The sequence below is a fragment of the Thioclava sediminum genome, assembly GCF_002020355.1.
Taxonomy (GTDB): domain Bacteria; phylum Pseudomonadota; class Alphaproteobacteria; order Rhodobacterales; family Rhodobacteraceae; genus Thioclava; species Thioclava sediminum.
On record NZ_MPZV01000002.1, the window covers coordinates 799,384 to 817,759 of the forward strand.

Consider the following 18,376-nt stretch of genomic DNA (forward strand, 5'->3'; position numbering starts at 1 on the left):
CTACATATCGCTGAAAGACCCGGAAAATTCTGCCAAGCACGACGGTTCCTCGCGACAGCGCCCAAAACCGGCGTCAGAGGACGCCACTTCGGGAACGTTACGCGAACGAACGTAAATTTTCAGGAAACGGCTGGCAGGGGCAGAGGGACTCGAACCCGCGACCCTCGGTTTTGGAGACCGATGCTCTACCAACTGAGCTATACCCCTAGGCCGTGGCGTGGGTGCTAAAGTCTCACGCGACCGAAATCAAGTGCCTTTCCACCGATCTTTCGCATTTCCCCGCCGAAGAAATCGCCGTGGAACGCATGCCGGGCGCAGATCGTTTTTCTCCCGAACCTGCGCAAGCTGCGCCTCAAGGAAAGGAAAGCAAATGCCCAAGATTTCCGAAGCCCGTATTCTGATCATGGCTACCGACGGTTTCGAGCAAGCCGAGTTGACCGTTCCGCGCGACAAGCTGACCGAGGCTGGCGCGCAAATTGACCTCGCCTCTCTCGACGGTGAAGACATTCGAGGCTGGGACGAGACCGACTGGGGCGAGACCGTTTCGGTGCAGTGCAAGATCTCGGACGTCGTCGCCTCCAACTACGATGCGATCGTTCTCCCCGGCGGTCAGATCAACCCCGACCTTCTTCGCGTCGAAAAAAGCGCGCTGGATCTCCTGCGCAGCTTCTACGACCAAGGCAAGGTGGTCGCCGCGATCTGCCACGCACCGTGGCTCCTGATCGAGGCTGGCATCGCCAAGGGGCGCAAAATGACCTCGTATCACTCGGTCCGCACCGATGTCGAAAACGCCGGCGGCGACTGGGTGAACGAATCCGTGGTGTCCGACAATGGCGTCGTCACGTCGCGCAACCCGAACGATCTGGACGATTTCGTCGCCAAGATCATCGAAGAGATTCAGGAAGGCCGCCACATGCGCGAGGCCGCCTGATCTCGAGAGACTATCGCTTCCTGCGCTTCGAATAAAGGCGCAGGAAGCCCATTACGATCAACTGCGCGGCGACGATCACCACGCAGACGATTACCAGATAATTGAACGCATTGTCGGAGTTCAGCCCCGGCATCCCGCCAATGTTGACCCCGAACAGACCGGTAAGAAACCCGAGCGGCAGGAAGATCGTCGATACGACCGACAGCACGAAAGTGTTGCGGTTGACCCGGTCCGAGAGTTGGCTCGACAGTTCTTCGCGAAGCACCTGCGCCTGATCGCGCAGCTCGTCCATATCTTCCGAAATCCGCGTCATCTTCAGCGCTTCTTCCTCGATCTCGCGCCGCGTGACCTCGTCGATGATCGGGCTCGCCGCCTGTGTCAGACGGATCAACGCCTCGCGTTGCGGCGCGAGGTAACGCCGCGCCGCAATCACCTGCAGCCGCAAATCCAGAACATCGTGGCGCATGTGATCGGCCTGCCCGCCATAGACCTGATCTTCCAACGCCTCGGCACGCTCGTCCAACTCGGTCTGGAACACACCGATATTGCCGACGATATCCTCGGTCAGTCGCACGAGGAAGGTTCCCGCATCGCTGGGCCCTTTGCCGTCGCGGATCGCCGCGTTCATCCCTTCGATCGCGCGCACCCGCTTGCGTGAAATCGTGAGGATACGCTGACGGTCGAGATACATCCGCAGCGAGACCATATCTTCGGGGTCTTCGCCCTCGTTGAAGTTGATCGCGCGCAGGATCACCAACAGCCCCTCGCCGATCTGACTCATGCGCGGGCGCGTATCGACATCCAGCAAGGCCTCCACCGCCTGCGGGTCGAGGTAATCCAGCTCCTCGCGAATCCAGCGCTGCGCCTGCGGGTGCGTCCCGTCCAGATGCGCCCAGGCGAGCCGCTCGTCCCGCAACGCCTCGACGATGTCGGCAGGCCCGTCGGGATCGGGTGCCCCCGACAGGATATGCGAGAAGAGGATCGGGCTGTTGGTCATCCGGGCTCCGGGAGAAATCGTCGCGTTGCCCAGAGCCTAGCGTCGTTGCGCGCAGCGGCAAGCCTCTCGCTCAAGGTGCGTGTTCGGCCAGCGCCGCCACATCCCCTGCCTCCAGCGCGGGCAACGCCCTCTGGATCGCCTCCACCGGCCAGTCCCACCACCCCAGATCGAGCAATCGTGCAATCTCATCGGGGCTGAACCGGGACCGCACCACGCGCGCCGGATTGCCCGCGACGATGGCAAAGGGCGGCACGTCCTGCGCGACAACCGAGCCAGCCGCCACGATCGCCCCCGCGCCGATGCGCACCCCCGGCATCACCATCGCGTTGAAGCCGAGCCAGACATCCGGCCCGATCACGGTGTCGCCGATCGCGGCATTCTCATCGAGATATTTGCCCGCCGTCTCCATGTCGAAGATCCGGAACGGATAGGTGGTGATCCCGCCCATCGGATGATTGGCCGAGGCCGTGATGAAGCGCACCCCGTGCGCGATCTGCGCGAAAGCCCCGATCACCAGCCGCTCGGGGCAGCCGGGATAGAGGTAGGGCGCAAGCTCCGCCGCCGCGTCCGGCGTGGGCACAAGCGGGCTGTAATAGGCATAGCGACCAACCTCGATATTGGGATGATCGATCACCGCCTGCAGAAACACTGTGGGTTCATGCGGGGTGCCATCGGGCAGAAGAACGGGATTGCGGGTATCGGGCGCAGGAAAGCGCCGCGGCAGCGAATGAGCAGACATGGACAGACCTCTCGCGATCAGAGTTTCAGGGAAACGGGATCAGAAAAGGGTCTTGTCCATCGGAGCCTCCATCATGCGCTTCATCAGTCTAGCGCAAGCGACGGGGCCGCGCCAGCCGCCCGCTCACAGCTTGCGCGCAAGCCAATCCTTCACCGCCTCCGCGATCTGCTCCGCCGCCTTCGGGTCGAGGTGGAAATGGTGGTCGCCCGCGATCTCGATGCTCTCGTAATCGGCGATCAGCTCGCCCCCCCATCGCGCCAGCTCCGCCGTGCCCTCGCGCTGCGCCCGGATCCCGTCCCCGGCCCAGATGTTGAGGACTGGCGCGCGGATCGCCCGCAGCACCGCCTCCACGTCGTCGCGATCGAGCTTCACCGCCGAGCTCGCGAACAGCCGCCGGTCGCCACGCAGATGCCAGCCCTCCGGGCCTTCTTCCAGCGCACGCTCCGCCAGCGCCTCGGCCACCGCGCGCGCATTCGCCTGCCCCGCGCGGCGCGCGATATAGTCCTCACGCGTCGGGAAACGGCGCGGAGGCCGCGCCGCCTGCGTTGGCACCTCGGTCAGATAGGCGCGCAGCGTTGTGACGAAATCCCGCGCCACCGGCTCGGGGGCCAGCGAATCGAGCGCGATGAAACCCCGCACCCGCTCCGGCATTGCCGCCGCGAGCAGCGCCGAGATATTGGCGCCGCGCGAATGGCCCAGCAGCACGCACTCCTCCCAGCCCAGAGCGTCGAGCACCCGCAGGATCTGCGGCAGGTCGTCCCAGATATTATAGCTCGCATGGGCCGCGCGATGCCCGCTCAGGCCCTGCCCGCTCAGATCGAGCGCGACGACGTGGCAGCCCTCGAGCTGCGGCGCGAGCGCGGCAAAGCTGCCCGCATGATCCATCCAGCCATGCAGTGCCAAGACCGGAAGACCGTCCTCGGGTCCCCAGGCAAGCCCAGCGATCCGCAGCCCGTCCACGTCCCAATGGCACTCGCGTGCCGCAGTTGCCTCTGCCATGTCCCGCATCCTCCTACATGGTCCGCCCGCAGAAGACCTAGCGCGACACGCCCGCGATTACGACCACCCGCACAGGCCCTTCACGCAAAGCAAAAGGGCCGCCCAACCGGGCGGCCCTTCGCAAATCGCTATGATCCGAGGATCACGCGATGATTTTGGAGACGACGCCGGCGCCGACGGTGCGGCCACCTTCGCGGATTGCGAAGCGCAGACCGTCTTCCATCGCGATCGGGGCGATCAGTTCGACTTCGAACTTCAGGTTGTCGCCCGGCATCACCATCTCGGTGCCCTCGGGCAGCGTCACGGTGCCGGTCACGTCCGTCGTGCGGAAGTAGAACTGCGGACGGTAGTTCGCGAAGAACGGGGTGTGACGGCCACCTTCCTCTTTGGTGAGGATGTAGGCTTCAGCCTCGAACTTGGTGTGCGGCTTCACCGAACCCGGCTTACACAGAACCTGACCACGCTCGACGCCGTCACGGTCCACACCGCGCAGCAGCGCGCCGATGTTGTCGCCAGCTTCACCACGGTCCAGCAGCTTGCGGAACATCTCGACGCCCGTGCAGGTCGTCTTCGTGGTGTCGCGGATACCCACGATTTCCAGTTCGTCGCCGACGTTGATCACGCCACGCTCGACGCGGCCGGTCACAACCGTACCACGGCCCGAGATCGAGAACACGTCTTCGATCGGCATCAGGAAGGGCTGGTCCACGGCGCGCTCCGGCGTCGGGATGTAGCTGTCGACAGCTTCCATCAGCGCGCGGATCGAGTTCTCGCCGATTTCCGGATCACGGCCTTCCATCGCGGCCAGAGCCGAACCCTTGATGATCGGGATATCGTCGCCGGGGAAGTCGTAGGACGACAGAAGTTCGCGAACTTCCATTTCCACGAGCTCGAGCAGCTCCTCGTCGTCGACCTGGTCAACCTTGTTCAGGTACACGACCATCGCCGGGATGCCGACCTGACGGCCGAGCAGGATGTGCTCGCGGGTCTGCGGCATCGGGCCGTCAGCTGCGTTCACGACCAGGATCGCGCCGTCCATCTGCGCTGCACCCGTGATCATGTTCTTCACGTAGTCGGCGTGGCCGGGGCAGTCGACGTGCGCGTAGTGACGCGACTCGGTCTCGTACTCCACGTGTGCGGTCGAGATCGTGATGCCGCGGGCTTTCTCTTCCGGCGCGCCGTCGATCTGGTCATACGCGCGGAAATCACCGAAATACTTCGTGATCGCAGCCGTCAGCGTCGTCTTGCCGTGGTCAACGTGGCCAATCGTGCCGATGTTGACGTGCGGTTTGTTACGTTCAAACTTTTCCTTTGCCATCTCGCGGGGCGCCTCTGGTTAGGGGGCCGCTAGCAGCGAGCCCGAGTCAATATCGCGCGCTACCTATTGCGCTGGCGGGGAAAAATCAAGCCCGGAATGCAGGGTTTCCCCTGTCTGTGTTCGCGGTTTCCCTTGGGCAGCGACCGGCGCCGCACTACCATCTGCTCATGGATTACGCTGCGACAGACGACACCTACCGCCTTCCGGCCCGCGCGCCCCTTGCCGAGCATCCGCTGGGCATCTTCGCGAGCTTCCGCGCCGCGCGGCGTAACCTTTTGGAAATCATACCGGAACTGGCGACACATGCGCCGATCATCTCGGGCAATACCGGGGCGCGCTGGCATATGGTGATGGACCCCGACAGCTTGCGCCACATCCTCAAGACGCGCGTCGACGACTATCCGAAATCGGTGGTGACCAAACTCATCCTCGGCCCTGCCGTAGGGGAAGGGCTATTCGTCGCCGAAGGGGCCGAATGGCGCTGGCAGCGCCGCGCCGCCTCTCCGGTCTTCGCCGCGCGCAACATGGAGGCGCTCGCCCCCGTCATGGGGGCCGCAGCCGAGGCCTCCGCCGCACGTATCAGCACCGCCGCCGATACCGGTCGCGCGGTGGACCTGCATCAGGAAATGGTGGCCGCGACCTTCGAGGTGATCTCGGACGTGACCTTCTCGGGCGACGAGGGCTTCGACCGCGCCGCGATCCATCGGGCGATCGACGCCTATATCGCGCAGACGGCGAAGGTGTCGCTTCTAGATCTCTTCGCCCTGCCCGCCTGGGTGCCGCGCCCGCATCGAGTGATCTCCTCGGGCGTCGTGCGCGACCTCAAGCGCCATGCGGACCGCGCGATCGAGGCCCGGCGTGCGGGCGAGGCGAAAGCGGTGCCCGACCTTCTGGACCTGCTCGACGGCGCGCAGGACCCCGAAACCGGCCGCGAGATGAGCCCGGCCGAGCTGCGCGACAACCTGCTGACCTTCATCGTCGCAGGCCACGAGACGACGGCGCTGACGCTCGCCTGGGCGCTCTACCTCTGCGCTTTCGACCCCGAGGTTCAGGAGGCCGCCCGCAGCGAGGCGCAGGCCGCGCTCGGTACCCACGTGGCGACCGTCGACGACCTGCCAAAGATGCCCCTCATCGCGCAGATCGTGAACGAGAGCCTGCGCCTCTACCCGCCTGCGGGCTTCCTGTCGCGCACGGCGCGCAAACCCGACACGCTTCTGGGGCGCGAGGTACGCGCGGGCGACACGGTGATGCTGCCGATCTACGCGCTGCACCGTCACCATGCGCTCTGGGACAACCCGCATACCTTCCGCCCGGAGCGCTTCGCCAGTCCGACGCATGACCGCTTCGCCTTCCTGCCCTTCGGGGCCGGGCCGCGGATCTGCATCGGCGCGGGCTTCGCGATGCAGGAAGCGCAAATCATCCTCGCCACGCTTCTCGCCCGGTTCCGCTTCACCGCGGTGCCGGGACGCGAGCCCGTGCCGGAGATGATCCTGACGACACGCCCCAAGGGCGGCATCTGGCTGACGGTGGAGCGCGCATAACGCGCGAGAGCGAACACGCGCCCTTCGCCTTGGCGAAAATATTCCGGGGGTGAATTGCCCGACAGGGCAAGAGGGGGCAGCGCCCCCTGCCGGATCGCCCGGGCCTGCCCGGACGACCCCTCAGGCAAAGCCTCAGGTGAACCTGTTGTCCCGCGGGAAGCCACGCGGCGCCATGCGGCCCGCCGAGGCCCGCTTGCCGGTCCATTCGGCGAGATCGGTCTCGGTCCGGGTGCGGCCCGCTGGATCCTTCCAGCTCAGACCATCGGCCAGGGTGAAGGTCTTCGCGTCGCTCAGACCCCCATCCTTGTATTTCTGCAACCGGACGCCCTTGCCGCGCGCCATTTCGGGCAATTCTTCAAGCGCAAAGACCAACAGCTTGCGGTTCTGACCGACGCAGGCGACCGTATCGCCGTCGATCTTCGAGCAGACGGTGGTTTTCGCCGCGCCCTTCATGTTCAGAACCTGCTTGCCCGATTTGGTCTGCGCCACGAGCTCTTCGCCCGGACAGACGAACCCGTCGCCATCCGAGGAGGCCAGCAGATATTTCTCGCCCGCCTTCGGCAGCAGCAGATGGGTCACCTCCGCCTCGTTGGGCAGGTCGACCATCAGCCGCAGCGGCTCGCCCATGCCGCGCCCGCCGGGCAGGTTTGCCCCCAGCACGGTATAGGCGCGCCCGTTCGAGCCCATCGCGACGATCCGGTCCGTGGTCTCGGCATGCATGGCGAACATCGGCCCGTCGCCATCCTTGAACTTCACCTCGGCATCGAGCGCGTTGTGGCCCTTCATCGCCCGGATCCAGCCCATCTTCGACAGGATCACGGTGATCGGCTCGCGCTCGATCATCGCCTCGATCGGCACTTCCTCGACCTCACCGGCCTCTGCGAAGCCGGTGCGCCGCGCGCCGCCTTCGGCATTGCGGCCGAATTTCTTGTCGATGTCTTTCAGCTCACCGCCGATCGTCTTCCATTGCAGCTTTTCCGAGGCAAGCAGATCTTCCAGCCCCGAGCGTTCCTCGATCAGCGCGTCGCGCTCGCGCTTGAGCTCCATCTCCTCGAGTTTGCGCAGACTGCGCAGGCGCATGTTGAGGATCGCTTCGGCCTGCACGTCGGACAGCTCGAACTCGGCCATCAGCATCGCCTTGGGCTCGTCCTCGTAGCGGATGATCTCAATCACCCGGTCGAGGTTCAGGAAGGCGATGATATAGCCTTCGAGCACTTCGAGACGCGCATCGATCTTGTCCATCCGGTGCTGCGAGCGGCGCAGCAGCACCTCGCGCCGGTGATCGAGGAAGGCGCGCAGCACCTCCTTGAGCGAGCAGACCTTCGGCACCCGCCCGTCGATCAGCACGTTCATGTTGAGCGAGAACCGGACCTCCAGATCGGAGTTCTTGAACAGCATCCCCATGAGCATCTCGGGCTCGACGGTGCGCGATTTCGGCTCCAGCACGATGCGGATATCGTCGGCGCTCTCGTCGCGCACATCGGCCAGCGCGGGCACCTTGCGGGTCTGAATGACCTCGGCAAGACGCTCGATCAGCTTGGATTTCTGTACCTGATAGGGGATTTCAGTGACGACGATCTGCCATTGACCGCGGCCCAGTTCCTCTTTCTCCCACCGCGCCCGCAGGCGGAACGCGCCGCGGCCCGTGCGATAGGCGTCGCGGACATTCTCGGGCGGCTCGACCAGCACGCCGCCGGTCGGGAAATCGGGGCCGGGGATATGCTCGACCAGCTCGTCATCGGTGATGTCAGGACGCTTGATCATCTCCAAAAGCGCCTCGACCAGCTCGCCGAGATTGTGAGGCGGGATGTTCGTCGCCATGCCGACCGCGATGCCGCTTGCGCCATTGGCCAGCAGATTCGGGAAGGCGGCGGGCAGCACGACCGGCTCGGTCAGCGTGCCGTCGTAATTCGGGCGGTAATCGACCGCGTCCTCGGCAAGACCTTGCAAAAGCGCCTCGGACGGAGAGGCCAGACGCGCCTCGGTGTAACGCGAGGCTGCCGGGTTATCGCCGTCGATATTGCCGAAATTGCCCTGCCCGTCGACGAGCTTGTAGCGCATCGCGAAATCCTGCGCGAGACGCGCCATCGCATCGTAGATCGCGGCATCGCCATGGGGGTGGTAGTTCCCCATCACGTCGCCCGAGATTTTCGCGGATTTCCGGAAGCCGCCGGTGGGCGACAGCTTCAGCTCGCGCATCGCGAAGAGGATGCGCCGATGCACCGGCTTCAGGCCGTCGCGCGCATCGGGCAGCGCCCGGTGCATGATCGTCGAGAGCGCATAGGTCAGATAGCGCTCGCCGATCGCACGGCTCAGCGGTTCGGAACTGGTGGAGAGGGGATTTTCTTCGTCACTGCTCATGCGGATTTACTAAAGCCGCGCCCGATCCCGGTCCAGCGGGAAAAGCAGGAATAGGAATTTCCATGGAACTTTTCCCCCGTCGGCGGAATTTCACCGACGTAGAGCAGAGAGAATCGTGTTAATATTTTCACGCTTCCCCAGCTGCCAATCGGAATCAGGGGGTTGATCATGGGCAAGTTGTTGCTGACCACTTTGGCGGGTATTTACGCCGTTATGGCCATCGCCGGACGCGACGTTCCCGGGAACGTCGAACAGGCCTCTGCGGCCACGTCGAATGACACCGTACAGGTCTCACGCGCCGCGAGCGATAATCAAGAGCTTTCGGCCAGCGAAGCTCCTCAAATTGTCGCGAAGGCTGCCGCCGCATCGCAAGCCAACACGCCGAAGATCGAGAAAGCCTCGTTGATCACCCGCGTCACGCCGAACGCGCGGATGCCGGGCCCCGAGCTCAAACCGTCGCCGGAATATCGCGACACCTCGGCGCCGAAAGTCGAAGGCGGCACGCTCTGGAGCGTGACAGCCAATGCGCTCAACGTGCGCTCGGGCCCCTCGACCAGCAACGCCGCGATCGACCGCGTCCGCAAGGGCGACGATGTGCTCGTCGTGGCCGAGATCGGCGGCTGGGCGAATGTAAAGATCGAGGGCGACGGCACCGAAGGCTGGGTCTCCAAGAAGTACCTGCGCCCGGCAAATTGACCTAAACCGGCCTGCCAGCCGCTAAAATCTTGCCTTTTCAAATGGCTCGAAATACCCCCGTCGGAGGCAAATCTCCGGCGGGTTTTTCTTTGCGTCGCCGGATCAGAGGGAAGACGCGCGCATGGCCAAGACGATCCTGATCACCGGATGCTCCTCGGGCATCGGCTATGACGCGGCCCACGGGCTGAAAGCCGCGGGCTGGAAAGTCTTCGCCACCTGCCGCCGTGAAGAGGATTGCGAGCGCCTGCGCTCCGAAGGGCTGATCTCCTTCCAGCTCGACGTGGCCGATCCCGAAAGCATCGAGGCGGGCTTCAACGAGGCGCTGGCGCGCGGACACGGCCGGCTCGACGCGCTCTACAACAACGCCGCCTTCGCCTGCCCCGGCGCTGCCGAGGACATCCCCCCCGGCGCACTGCGCGAGATCTTCGAGACCAACCTGTTCGGCCTTCACGACCTGACGACCCGCGCGATCAAGGTGATGCGCGCGCAGGGCGACAATGGCGAGGGGCGCATCCTGCAATGCTCCTCGGTGCTGGGCTTCGTGGGCCTGAAATGGCGTGCGGCCTATGCCTCGACGAAATTCGCGTTGGAAGGGCTGACCGATGTGATGCGGCTCGAGATGGCCGATACGAATATCAAGATCGTGCTGATCCAGCCCGGCCCGATCACCTCGAAAATCCGCGTCAACTCGATCCCGCCTTTCGAGAAATGGGTGGATTGGGAGAACTCCGCCCGCCGCGCACAATACGAGGGCAGCCTGCTCAAGCGCCTCTACCAAAGCCGCGGCAAGCCCGACACGTTCGAACTGCCGCCCTCCGAGGTGACCAAGGCGATCCTCAAGGCGCTGGAGGCCCCGAACCCGAAGCCGCGCTACAAGATCACCACGCCGACCAAGGCGATCAGCGTCGTGCGCCGCTTCCTACCGGACCGGATGCTCGACTGGGTGCTGGACAAGGGCTGAAAATCCTTTCGCATTTTCGTGATCTCCAGCTATGTCTTGAGCCCAGAGGGAGAGAGACTACATGCGCAACGACCCGTTATTTTATGTCGTCGCTATGGCGAGTTTGGCGGTTCTGGTGATCTTGATGATCGGCATCGCGGGCTTTGGACGCGGGGGCGATTTCAACAAGAAACATGCCAACAAGCTGATGCGGTTGCGCATTGCCGCCCAAGCGGTCGCGATCGCACTGATCCTGTTGTTCGTTTATCTTAGAAGGGGTGGCTGATGGTCGTTCTCAATCGCATCTACACGCGCACCGGCGATGCCGGGGAAACCGCGCTCTCGAACGGGGTGCGCGTCGCCAAACATTCCGCGCGCGTGACCGCCTATGGCACCGTGGACGAGCTGAACGCGACCGTGGGTATTGCGCGCCTGCATGCGGATGAGTCGCTGCAAAAGCAGCTCTCCGTGATCCAGAACGACCTCTTCGATCTGGGCGCCGATCTGGCGCGCCCGGATATGGAGCATGACGACGAGGCGGGCTACCCGGTCCTGCGTATGGTCGAGTCCCAGGTGACCCGGCTCGAGACCGAGATCGACGCGATGAACAAGAAGCTGGAGCCGCTGCGCAGCTTCATCCTGCCGGGCGGCACGCCGCTCGCCGCGCACCTGCATATGTCGCGCACCGTGGCGCGCCGCGCCGAGCGCGAGGCCGTGTCGCTGGCCGCGATCGAAGGCGTGAACGAATGGGCGGTGAAATATCTCAACCGCCTGTCCGACTGGTTTTTCGTCGCAGCCCGGATCGCGAATGACGACGGCAAGGACGATGTGCTCTGGGTTCCAGGAGCGAGCCGCTAAGCGCGGTCAAAGGAAGCTCTGCGGATCGATATCGACCGCGAGCCGCGCATTCGTCGGCAGCTTCAGCCCCTTGAGCCAAGCCTTGAGCGCGCCCTGTAGCGGCGCGCTTTTCTCTGCCTTCACCAAGAGCCGCACCCGGTGCCGCCCGCGTACCCGCGCGATCGGCGCAGGCGCGGGCCCGAAGACCTGCGCCCCAATCCGGCGCAGCGCGGCATCGTTCCGCGCGAGGTGATTACCGACCTCGAAGAGCGGTTGCAAATCCGGCCCCGACAGGATGATCCCCGCCATCCGCCCGTAAGGCGGCACGCCCTGCGCCTGCCGCGCGGCGGCCTCCTGCGCCCAGAACGCCTCCTCGTCGCCGCCCAGAATCGCGCGGATCACCGGGTGCTCGGGCTGATAGGTCTGCAACAGCGCCGCGCCCTTCTCCTCGGCGCGGCCAGCCCGGCCCGCCACCTGCCGCATCAGCTGGAACGTCTTCTCCGCCGCGCGCAGATCCGAGCCCTGCAAACCAAGATCGGCGTCGATCACCCCCACCAGCGTCAGCCGCGGGAAGTTATGCCCTTTCGCCACGATCTGCGTCCCGATTATGATATCGGCCTCGCCCTGCGCGATCTCGGCAATCTTCTCCTTCAGCGCGCGGGCCGAGCCGAAGAGGTCCGAAGACAGCACCGCCAGACGCGCCTCGGGGAAGCGCTCCGCGACCTCCTCGGCCAGCCGCTCCACCCCCGGCCCGACGGGGGCGAGCTTCCCCTCCACCTCGCAGCTCGGGCATTTCACCGGGATCGGCTTGGTCTCGCCGCATTGGTGGCAAACGAGCCGCTTGAGGAAACGGTGCTCCACCATCCGCGCATCGCAATGGTCGCAGCCGATCTGATGCCCGCAGGCCCGGCAGATCGTGACCGGCGCATAGCCGCGACGATTGAGAAACAGCATCGCCTGCTGCCCCTCGGCCACCCGCGCCAGAACCTCCTTCACCAGCGTCGGCCCGATCCAATGCGCGCTCTCGATCGCCTCGTCGCGCATGTCGATCGTGCCCATCTCGGGCAGTTCCGCCGTGCCGAACCGCGCGCGCAGATCAAGCCGTTGATATTTCCCGGCCTCTGCATTCGCCCATGTCTCGAGGCTGGGCGTCGCCGAGGCCAGCACCACCTGCGCCGAACAGCCCGAGGCACGCAGCACCGCCATGTCGCGGGCGTTATAGAGAACGCCCTCCTCCTGCTTGTAAGAGCTATCATGCTCCTCATCGACCACGATCAGCCCCAGATCGCGGAACGGCAGGAACAGCGCCGAGCGCGCGCCGACGACAAGCTGCACCTCGCCCGCCCCGCAAGCCTTCCACAGCCTGCGCCGCTCGCTCTGCGTGACGCCGGAATGCCATTCGCCGGGACGCGCGCCGAACCGCGCCTCGACCCGCGAGAGAAATTCCGAACTCAGCGCGATCTCGGGCAGCAGCACCAAAGCTTGCCGCTCCTTGCGCAGACATTCCGCGACCGCCTCCAGATAGACCTCCGTCTTGCCGGACCCGGTCACGCCTTTCAGCAGCGTCGTCGAATAGGCCCCGGAGCCCGCGCGCAAAGCCTCCGCGGCAGCAGTCTGCGCCTCCGACAGCGCCTTGCCGGGCCGCGCCGGATCGAGCCGCGGGAAGGGCTGATCGCGCGGCACCTCCGCCTCGATCAGCGCGCCGGTCTTCACCAGCCCCTTCACGACCTGCGTCGTCACCCCGGCCAGATGCGCCAACTCGCTCAGGTAGAAACCTGCACCGCCATGCTCTTCCAGCACCTCCAGCACCCGCGCCCGCGCATCTGTCATCCGCGATGGCTCCCGGTCGCCCAGCCGGTAAATCGTTCGCATCCCCGGCGGGTCGCCCAAGCCCGGAGCGCGCGTCGCAAGCCGCAGCACCTGCGGCAAGGGCGTCATCGTGTACTCCGCCATCCGCTCCAGAAACACCCGCAGCTCGTCGCGCATCGGCGGCACGTCGAAGACCCGGTTCACCGCGCGCAGCTTGGCGGCGTCGAAACCGCCCTCGCCCGGCCCCCAGACCACGCCGAGCACCTTGCGCGGCCCCAGCGGCACCTCGACGAAAGCCCCGTTGTAACAACCGCCTTCCGGCGCGCGATAATCGAGCGGGCGCCCGATCGGCTCCGCCGTCAGCACCGCGACCCGCGCGCCCTCTTCGAACCAACCGGGTTCAGACATCGCCATGCCTTCCAACTGCACTAAATATCCCGGGGAGCGGCGAAGCCGCGGGGCGGAGCCGCGGGGCGGAGCCCCTCTCCCGTTGCGACCTCTTTCGCCGTCGCCACTTTTGCGCTAACACGCTCGCGACTGCTGCCAAGGAGAGCTGCCATGAAATTCTTCGTCGATACCGCCGACACCGCCGCGATCAAGGAACTCAACGATCTGGGCATGGTCGATGGCGTGACCACCAACCCGTCGCTGATCCTTAAATCGGGCCGCGACATTCTCGAAGTCACCAAAGAAATCTGCGACATGGTCCACGGGCCGGTCTCGGCCGAAGTCGTGGCCACCGAAGCCAAGGACATGATCGAAGAAGGTATGAAGCTCGCCAAGATCGCCCCCAATATCGCGATCAAGGTTCCGCTGACCTGGGACGGCCTGACCGCTTGCAAGGCTTTCGCATCCGAAGGCCACATGGTCAATGTCACGCTGTGCTTCTCGACCGCGCAGGCGATCCTCGCCGCGAAGGCGGGCGCGACCTTCATCTCGCCCTTCATCGGCCGTCTCGACGACATCAACCTCGACGGGATGAACCTGATCGAGGACATCCGCACGGTCTATGACAACTACGACTTCACGACCCAGATCCTCGCCGCGTCGATCCGTTCGGTGAACCACATCAGCGACGCTGCCCGCATCGGCGCCGACGTGATCACCGCACCGCCGGCGGTCATCAAGTCGATGGTCAACCACCCGCTGACCGACAAGGGTCTGGCCCAATTCCTCAAGGACTGGGAAGCGACCGGCCAGAAGATCTGATCTTCTCGCGTGAGTCCGATACAACAAAGGCCCGCCTCTCCGGCGGGCCTTTTTCGTCGAGCGGGCCGATTTTTTCGACTGCGTCGCGGGGCGCATCGTGTATGCTTGGAAAAAATGATGCATCGACCAGCGACGAGACAGGCATGACCGAACCGGCCCTCGTGGAGCAACTCCGCGACAAGATCATTTCCGACCCTGACGTGATTCTCGAGGACCGCGACCTGATGCGGGCGCTGATCGCTGCGAACGAGGCCGCGATGGGCGGCAATATCGTCGACCTGCGCGGCGCGGCCATGTCCCGGCTGGAGGCGCGGCTCGACCGGCTGGAAGACACCCACCGGTCTGTCATCGCCGCGGCCTATGAGAACCTCGCGGGCACGAACCAGATTCACCGCGCGGTGCTGCGGATGCTCGACCCGCATGACTTCCAGTCCTTCCTGTCCAACCTCGCGACCGAAGTTGCCGAGATTCTGCGCGTCGACGCGGTGCGCCTCGTGCTGGAAAGCCACCAGAACGAGAACGACCCGGCGCTGCGCCAGCTGGGCGAGGTGCTCTGCGTGGCCGAACCCGGCTTCATCACCGAATACATGCGCGGCGGGCGTGGCGGGCAGCCGCGACAGGTCGTGCTGCGCCAGACCGTGCCGGGCTCCGAGGCGATCTTCGGCGAAGCGGCGAACTGGGTGCGCTCCGAGGCGCTGATGCAGCTCGATCTGGGCGAGGGCCGCCTGCCCGGCATGCTGGTCATGGCCGCCGAGGACCCGCATCAGTTCAAGCCGTCGCAAGGCACCGATCTTCTGGCCTTCTTCGCAGGCGTATTCGAACGCACGATGCGCCGCTGGCTCGATTGATGGCGGAGCCGTCCGCAGGGCTGCAAGACGCGCTCGCCGAATGGCTGAGCCATTTGCGCGGGCTGCGCGACGCCTCCGATCACACGATCACCGCCTACCGGCACGACGTGGCGAGCTTCCTTGGCTTTCTCCAAATCCATCACGGCGAGAGTCTGGGCACCGCCCGGATCGCTCAGCTTGGCCCCTCCGATATGCGGGCGTGGATGGCGCATGAACGCGGCCGAGAGGTCTCGTCGCGCTCGCTCGCCCGCGCGCTTTCTTCGGTGAAAAGTTTCATCCGCTGGCTCGCCGATCGCGACGGGTTCGATGCGAGCCACATCCTCTCGACCCGCAGCCCGAAATATCAGCGCAAACTCCCGCGCCCGCTTAACGAGGACGCCGCGGCCGGGATGATCGAACAGGTCGACACGCAGGCGATGGAGCCGTGGATCGCCGCGCGTGACGCCGCCGTGCTGACGCTGCTCTACGGCTGCGGGCTGCGAATCTCCGAGGCGCTCGCCCTGCGCGCCGAGGCTCATCCTCTGCCCGAGGTGCTGCGCATCCGCGGCAAGGGCGACAAGGAGCGACTCGTGCCGGTCGTGCCCGCCGCCCGCGATGCCGTAGCCGAATACATGCGCCTGTGCCCCTACCCCGCCGAGCCGGATGCGCCCTTGTTCTACGGCGCACGCGGAAAGCCGCTCAATCCGCGCATGATTTCCAAGGCGATGGAGCGGGCGCGCATGTCGCTGGGTCTGCCCTCCACGGCGACCCCGCATGCGATGCGTCACAGTTTCGCGACCCATCTGCTGGCCGCCGGCGGCGACCTGCGCGCCATTCAGGAACTGCTGGGCCATGCGAGCCTCGGAACGACCCAAATCTACACCGCCGTCGATGCCGCGCGGCTGATGGAAATCTACGACAAGAGCCATCCGCGCGCCTGAAGTTCGCTTGCCCCTGCGTCGCAAATCCGGCATCACGGGCAGATGGATATCCGCATCAAAGCCCTGTTCGTTCACCTCCTGACCGCCACCGGCGCCGTGCTGTCGATGCTCGCGCTTCTCGCGGCCGCAGAGGGCGAATGGGCGCTGATGTTCCTCTGGCTCGTCACCGCATTCTTCGTCGACGGGATCGATGGCCCGCTCGCGCGGCGCTACGATGTGAAGGCGAATTTCCCGCTCTATGACGGCGTCCTGATGGACCTGATCATCGACTATCTGACCTATGTCTTCATCCCCGCCTTCGCGCTGTTCCAGTCGGGCCTGCTGCCGGGATGGACGGGCTGGCTCGCGATCATCGCGATTACCTATGGCAGCGTCGTCTACTTCTCCGACACCCGGATGAAGACGAAGGACAACTCGTTCCAGGGCTTCCCGGGCGCGTGGAACATGCTGGTGCTGGTGCTGTTCGCGCTCAAGCCCGGCTATTGGACGATCCTGCTCGTCGTCGTGGCGCTCGCCATCGCGATGTTCCTGCCACTCAAGTTCATCCACCCGGTGCGCACGAAACGCTGGCGCGTAGTCTCCTTGCCGATGGCGCTTTTGTGGACCTTCTTCGCGGGCTGGGCCGCATGGGTCGATTTCGATCCGGCAAGCTGGGCGCATTGGGGGCTGGTGGTCACGTCCATCTACCTGCTGCTCGTCGGCATCGTGCAACAACTCGTGCCCGAGCGAAGCTGACTCGAACTGCGGCCCCGGCGCGGCGCCCCATGCCGCACGGGCCGCGAAACGGAGGTCGCATGCGCCGCAGTCTCGCACTTCTGGCTCTCGTGTTTTCCGCGCAAGCAGCCATGGCCGCGCCGGATTATCTCGACGACCGCTCGACCCCGTCCACGCTGATCCGCTCGCTCTATAACGCGATCTCGCTGCATCACTACGCCCGCGCCTGGAGCTATTTCGCCGATCCCGAAAAGAACGGCGATTATGCGGATTTCGCGAAAGGCTATGCAAACACCGCCGAGGCTTCGGTCACGATCGGCCCGGTCGTGTCGGAAGGCGCGGCAGGCTCAATCTATACCACGCTCGGGGTGACGGTGAGCGCCCGGACGCGTGACGGCAAAACCGAGAGTTTCGGCGGCTGCTATGTGACCCGCCAGATCGAGCCCGCGATTCAGGAGCCGCCCTTCACGCCGCTGCAAATCGTGACCGGGCACCTGATCGCGCGCCCGGCGGACGACGCCATGCCTGCCAGCTGCGACGACCAAGGCCAGCCGCGATTTTAATCGCTCAGACCCGCGTCAGCACCACGCCTGAGACGATCAACAGCGCCGCCAGCGCCTTCGTCATCCGCATCTTCTCGCCGAAGACGAGCCAGCCGATCAGCACCGCGAACAGGATCGAGGTCTCGCGCAGGGTTGCGACCAGCGCGATCGGCGCGCGGGTCATCGCCCAGATCGAGATCGCATAGGCCGCATAGGAAGCCGCTGCCCCTAGCGTCGCGATCCCCCATTCGCGTGGCGCGGCGCGCAACATCGCGGTCCCGCGCAGCCCGACCATGCCCGTCGCGAAGAACACTCCGCCCAGCACCATGATCCATCCGACATAGCCCACGGGCTCGCCTGAGATGCGCGCGCCCATCCCGTCGACCAGCGTATAGCTCGCGGTCGCCAGCGCCGAGCCCAGCGCATAGGGAAGCAGGCGGCGACTTTCACCATCGGTGAACACGCCACGCGCCATCAACGCGATCCCGAGCCCCAGCACCGCGATCCCTGCATATTCGAGCCCGCTGATCGCATCGATCGCCAGCGCGGCGGAGACGATCGCCACCATCATCGGCGCGGTTCCGCGCGCGATCGGATAGACCCGGCTCAGATCGCCCTGCTCATAGGCATGGGCGAGGAAGAACTTGTAGCCAAAATGGATCACGCCCGCGGCGAGGATCCAGCCGAGCGCGGCACTGTCCGGCAGCGGTCGCGACAGGGCCACGACAAGCCCGATCAGAGCCTCGGCAATGGACAGCATCACCATGGCGCGGATTTTCGAGCCACCCAGGCGGATCAGCGCATTCCACAGGGCATGCAGGAAGGCCGCGCCCAGCACCGCCGCCATGATCGTCAAACTCATATCCACGCCCTTCTCTGCCCGACCGGCAATCGGTAGCTCCGGGCCATGACGAGGGCAAGCCGCCCCGTGCATGGGCCCGCAATCGCGGCGCGTGGCCCGGAGGGGATTGCGAA

General features: G+C 65.2%; 18 protein-coding genes and 1 tRNA gene. 11 read left to right on the forward strand and 8 right to left on the reverse strand.

Annotated features, from left to right (window positions below):
- Positions 1 to 131: 131 nt before the first annotated feature.
- Positions 132 to 207: transfer RNA gene (locus BMI91_RS11175), tRNA-Trp, on the reverse strand.
- A 163-nt stretch (positions 208 to 370) separates the two neighbouring features.
- On the opposite strand from BMI91_RS11175, the gene BMI91_RS11180 reads away from it, so the two are divergent.
- Positions 371 to 931 carry a type 1 glutamine amidotransferase domain-containing protein gene (locus BMI91_RS11180; protein WP_078571246.1) on the forward strand — a complete coding sequence of 187 codons (561 nt, stop codon included), beginning with the start codon at positions 371 to 373 and terminating at the stop codon, positions 929 to 931.
- A gap of 10 nt (positions 932 to 941) precedes the next feature.
- Here the strand turns inward: BMI91_RS11180 and BMI91_RS11185 are convergent, their stop codons facing one another.
- The 4 genes from BMI91_RS11185 to tuf all read right to left on the reverse strand — a co-directional run bounded on the left by BMI91_RS11185 (position 942) and on the right by tuf (position 4,984).
- Positions 942 to 1,928, reverse strand: a complete 987-nt coding sequence (locus BMI91_RS11185) for a zinc transporter ZntB (RefSeq protein WP_078604953.1) — start codon at positions 1,926 to 1,928, stop codon at positions 942 to 944.
- 70 nt (positions 1,929 to 1,998) lie between these two features.
- Positions 1,999 to 2,667: a CatB-related O-acetyltransferase gene (locus BMI91_RS11190; protein ID WP_078604954.1), complete on the reverse strand. Its 669-nt coding sequence runs from the start codon at positions 2,665 to 2,667 to the stop codon at positions 1,999 to 2,001.
- Between the two features lie 123 nt (positions 2,668 to 2,790).
- Positions 2,791 to 3,666 (reverse strand): alpha/beta fold hydrolase, encoded by an 876-nt coding sequence (locus BMI91_RS11195; protein ID WP_093477012.1) that lies wholly within the window; start codon positions 3,664 to 3,666, stop codon positions 2,791 to 2,793.
- A gap of 142 nt (positions 3,667 to 3,808) precedes the next feature.
- Complete coding sequence (gene tuf, locus BMI91_RS11200; RefSeq protein ID WP_078604956.1) at positions 3,809 to 4,984, reverse strand: elongation factor Tu; 1,176 nt, start codon at positions 4,982 to 4,984, stop codon at positions 3,809 to 3,811.
- A 167-nt stretch (positions 4,985 to 5,151) separates the two neighbouring features.
- Here tuf and BMI91_RS11205 point away from each other — a divergent pair, with 167 nt between their 5' ends.
- Positions 5,152 to 6,525 carry a cytochrome P450 gene (locus BMI91_RS11205; RefSeq protein WP_078605118.1) on the forward strand — a complete coding sequence of 458 codons (1,374 nt, stop codon included), beginning with the start codon at positions 5,152 to 5,154 and terminating at the stop codon, positions 6,523 to 6,525.
- A 132-nt stretch (positions 6,526 to 6,657) separates the two neighbouring features.
- On the opposite strand, the gene parC is transcribed toward BMI91_RS11205, so the two are convergent.
- On the reverse strand, positions 6,658 to 8,886 hold the full coding sequence (gene parC / locus BMI91_RS11210; protein ID WP_078604957.1) for a DNA topoisomerase IV subunit A: 2,229 nt from the start codon (positions 8,884 to 8,886) through the stop codon (positions 6,658 to 6,660).
- A gap of 168 nt (positions 8,887 to 9,054) precedes the next feature.
- Between parC and BMI91_RS11215 the strand changes: the two genes are divergently transcribed.
- From BMI91_RS11215 to BMI91_RS11230, 4 genes are all read left to right on the forward strand, one after another.
- Complete coding sequence (locus BMI91_RS11215; protein ID WP_146684074.1) at positions 9,055 to 9,582, forward strand: SH3 domain-containing protein; 528 nt, start codon at positions 9,055 to 9,057, stop codon at positions 9,580 to 9,582.
- A 121-nt stretch (positions 9,583 to 9,703) separates the two neighbouring features.
- On the forward strand, positions 9,704 to 10,543 hold the full coding sequence (locus BMI91_RS11220) for an SDR family NAD(P)-dependent oxidoreductase (RefSeq protein WP_078521360.1): 840 nt from the start codon (positions 9,704 to 9,706) through the stop codon (positions 10,541 to 10,543).
- A gap of 61 nt (positions 10,544 to 10,604) precedes the next feature.
- On the forward strand, positions 10,605 to 10,808 hold the full coding sequence (locus tag BMI91_RS11225; protein ID WP_078604959.1) for a twin transmembrane helix small protein: 204 nt from the start codon (positions 10,605 to 10,607) through the stop codon (positions 10,806 to 10,808).
- Positions 10,808 to 11,380 carry a cob(I)yrinic acid a,c-diamide adenosyltransferase gene (locus BMI91_RS11230; protein WP_078604960.1) on the forward strand — a complete coding sequence of 191 codons (573 nt, stop codon included), beginning with the start codon at positions 10,808 to 10,810 and terminating at the stop codon, positions 11,378 to 11,380. Before BMI91_RS11225 ends, BMI91_RS11230 begins: the two co-directional genes overlap by 1 nt.
- A gap of 6 nt (positions 11,381 to 11,386) precedes the next feature.
- Here the strand turns inward: BMI91_RS11230 and BMI91_RS11235 are convergent, their stop codons facing one another.
- Positions 11,387 to 13,576 (reverse strand): primosomal protein N', encoded by a 2,190-nt coding sequence (locus BMI91_RS11235; RefSeq protein WP_078605119.1) that lies wholly within the window; start codon positions 13,574 to 13,576, stop codon positions 11,387 to 11,389.
- A 150-nt stretch (positions 13,577 to 13,726) separates the two neighbouring features.
- Here BMI91_RS11235 and fsa point away from each other — a divergent pair, with 150 nt between their 5' ends.
- The 5 genes from fsa to BMI91_RS11260 all read left to right on the forward strand — a co-directional run bounded on the left by fsa (position 13,727) and on the right by BMI91_RS11260 (position 17,422).
- Positions 13,727 to 14,377, forward strand: coding sequence for a fructose-6-phosphate aldolase (fsa, locus tag BMI91_RS11240; protein WP_078542596.1), 651 nt, complete (start codon positions 13,727 to 13,729; stop codon positions 14,375 to 14,377).
- A 143-nt stretch (positions 14,378 to 14,520) separates the two neighbouring features.
- A complete protein-coding gene (locus BMI91_RS11245) occupies positions 14,521 to 15,225 on the forward strand; it encodes a DUF484 family protein (RefSeq protein WP_078542595.1) in 705 nt (234 codons plus the stop codon).
- Positions 15,225 to 16,145 (forward strand): tyrosine recombinase XerC, encoded by a 921-nt coding sequence (locus BMI91_RS11250; RefSeq protein WP_078604961.1) that lies wholly within the window; start codon positions 15,225 to 15,227, stop codon positions 16,143 to 16,145. Before BMI91_RS11245 ends, BMI91_RS11250 begins: the two co-directional genes overlap by 1 nt.
- Positions 16,146 to 16,187: 42 nt before the next feature.
- Complete coding sequence (locus tag BMI91_RS11255; protein WP_093477015.1) at positions 16,188 to 16,880, forward strand: CDP-alcohol phosphatidyltransferase family protein; 693 nt, start codon at positions 16,188 to 16,190, stop codon at positions 16,878 to 16,880.
- Positions 16,881 to 16,939: 59 nt separating this feature from the next.
- Complete coding sequence (locus BMI91_RS11260; RefSeq protein WP_078604963.1) at positions 16,940 to 17,422, forward strand: hypothetical protein; 483 nt, start codon at positions 16,940 to 16,942, stop codon at positions 17,420 to 17,422.
- A 4-nt stretch (positions 17,423 to 17,426) separates the two neighbouring features.
- On the opposite strand, the gene BMI91_RS11265 is transcribed toward BMI91_RS11260, so the two are convergent.
- Positions 17,427 to 18,263, reverse strand: coding sequence for a DMT family transporter (locus tag BMI91_RS11265; protein ID WP_078521661.1), 837 nt, complete (start codon positions 18,261 to 18,263; stop codon positions 17,427 to 17,429).
- Positions 18,264 to 18,376: the final 113 nt, after the last annotated feature.

Bases quoted from the DNA above. Each gene is read 5' to 3' on its own strand.
- BMI91_RS11265 (WP_078521661.1), bottom strand. From the start codon at position 18,263: ATGAGTTTGACGATCATGGCGGCGGTGCTGGGCGCGGCCTTCCTGCAT.
- BMI91_RS11260 (WP_078604963.1), top strand. From the start codon at position 16,940: ATGCGCCGCAGTCTCGCACTTCTGGCTCTCGTGTTTTCCGCGCAAGCA.
- BMI91_RS11195 (WP_093477012.1), bottom strand. From the start codon at position 3,666: ATGGCAGAGGCAACTGCGGCACGCGAGTGCCATTGGGACGTGGACGGG.
- BMI91_RS11190 (WP_078604954.1), bottom strand. From the start codon at position 2,667: ATGTCTGCTCATTCGCTGCCGCGGCGCTTTCCTGCGCCCGATACCCGC.
- BMI91_RS11215 (WP_146684074.1), top strand. From the start codon at position 9,055: ATGGGCAAGTTGTTGCTGACCACTTTGGCGGGTATTTACGCCGTTATG.
- BMI91_RS11220 (WP_078521360.1), top strand. From the start codon at position 9,704: ATGGCCAAGACGATCCTGATCACCGGATGCTCCTCGGGCATCGGCTAT.
- BMI91_RS11225 (WP_078604959.1), top strand. From the start codon at position 10,605: ATGCGCAACGACCCGTTATTTTATGTCGTCGCTATGGCGAGTTTGGCG.
- BMI91_RS11230 (WP_078604960.1), top strand. From the start codon at position 10,808: ATGGTCGTTCTCAATCGCATCTACACGCGCACCGGCGATGCCGGGGAA.
- BMI91_RS11255 (WP_093477015.1), top strand. From the start codon at position 16,188: ATGGATATCCGCATCAAAGCCCTGTTCGTTCACCTCCTGACCGCCACC.
- BMI91_RS11180 (WP_078571246.1), top strand. From the start codon at position 371: ATGCCCAAGATTTCCGAAGCCCGTATTCTGATCATGGCTACCGACGGT.
- tuf (WP_078604956.1), bottom strand. From the start codon at position 4,984: ATGGCAAAGGAAAAGTTTGAACGTAACAAACCGCACGTCAACATCGGC.
- BMI91_RS11205 (WP_078605118.1), top strand. From the start codon at position 5,152: ATGGATTACGCTGCGACAGACGACACCTACCGCCTTCCGGCCCGCGCG.
- BMI91_RS11245 (WP_078542595.1), top strand. From the start codon at position 14,521: ATGACCGAACCGGCCCTCGTGGAGCAACTCCGCGACAAGATCATTTCC.
- BMI91_RS11185 (WP_078604953.1), bottom strand. From the start codon at position 1,928: ATGACCAACAGCCCGATCCTCTTCTCGCATATCCTGTCGGGGGCACCC.
- BMI91_RS11235 (WP_078605119.1), bottom strand. From the start codon at position 13,576: ATGTCTGAACCCGGTTGGTTCGAAGAGGGCGCGCGGGTCGCGGTGCTG.
- parC (WP_078604957.1), bottom strand. From the start codon at position 8,886: ATGAGCAGTGACGAAGAAAATCCCCTCTCCACCAGTTCCGAACCGCTG.
- BMI91_RS11250 (WP_078604961.1), top strand. From the start codon at position 15,225: ATGGCGGAGCCGTCCGCAGGGCTGCAAGACGCGCTCGCCGAATGGCTG.
- fsa (WP_078542596.1), top strand. From the start codon at position 13,727: ATGAAATTCTTCGTCGATACCGCCGACACCGCCGCGATCAAGGAACTC.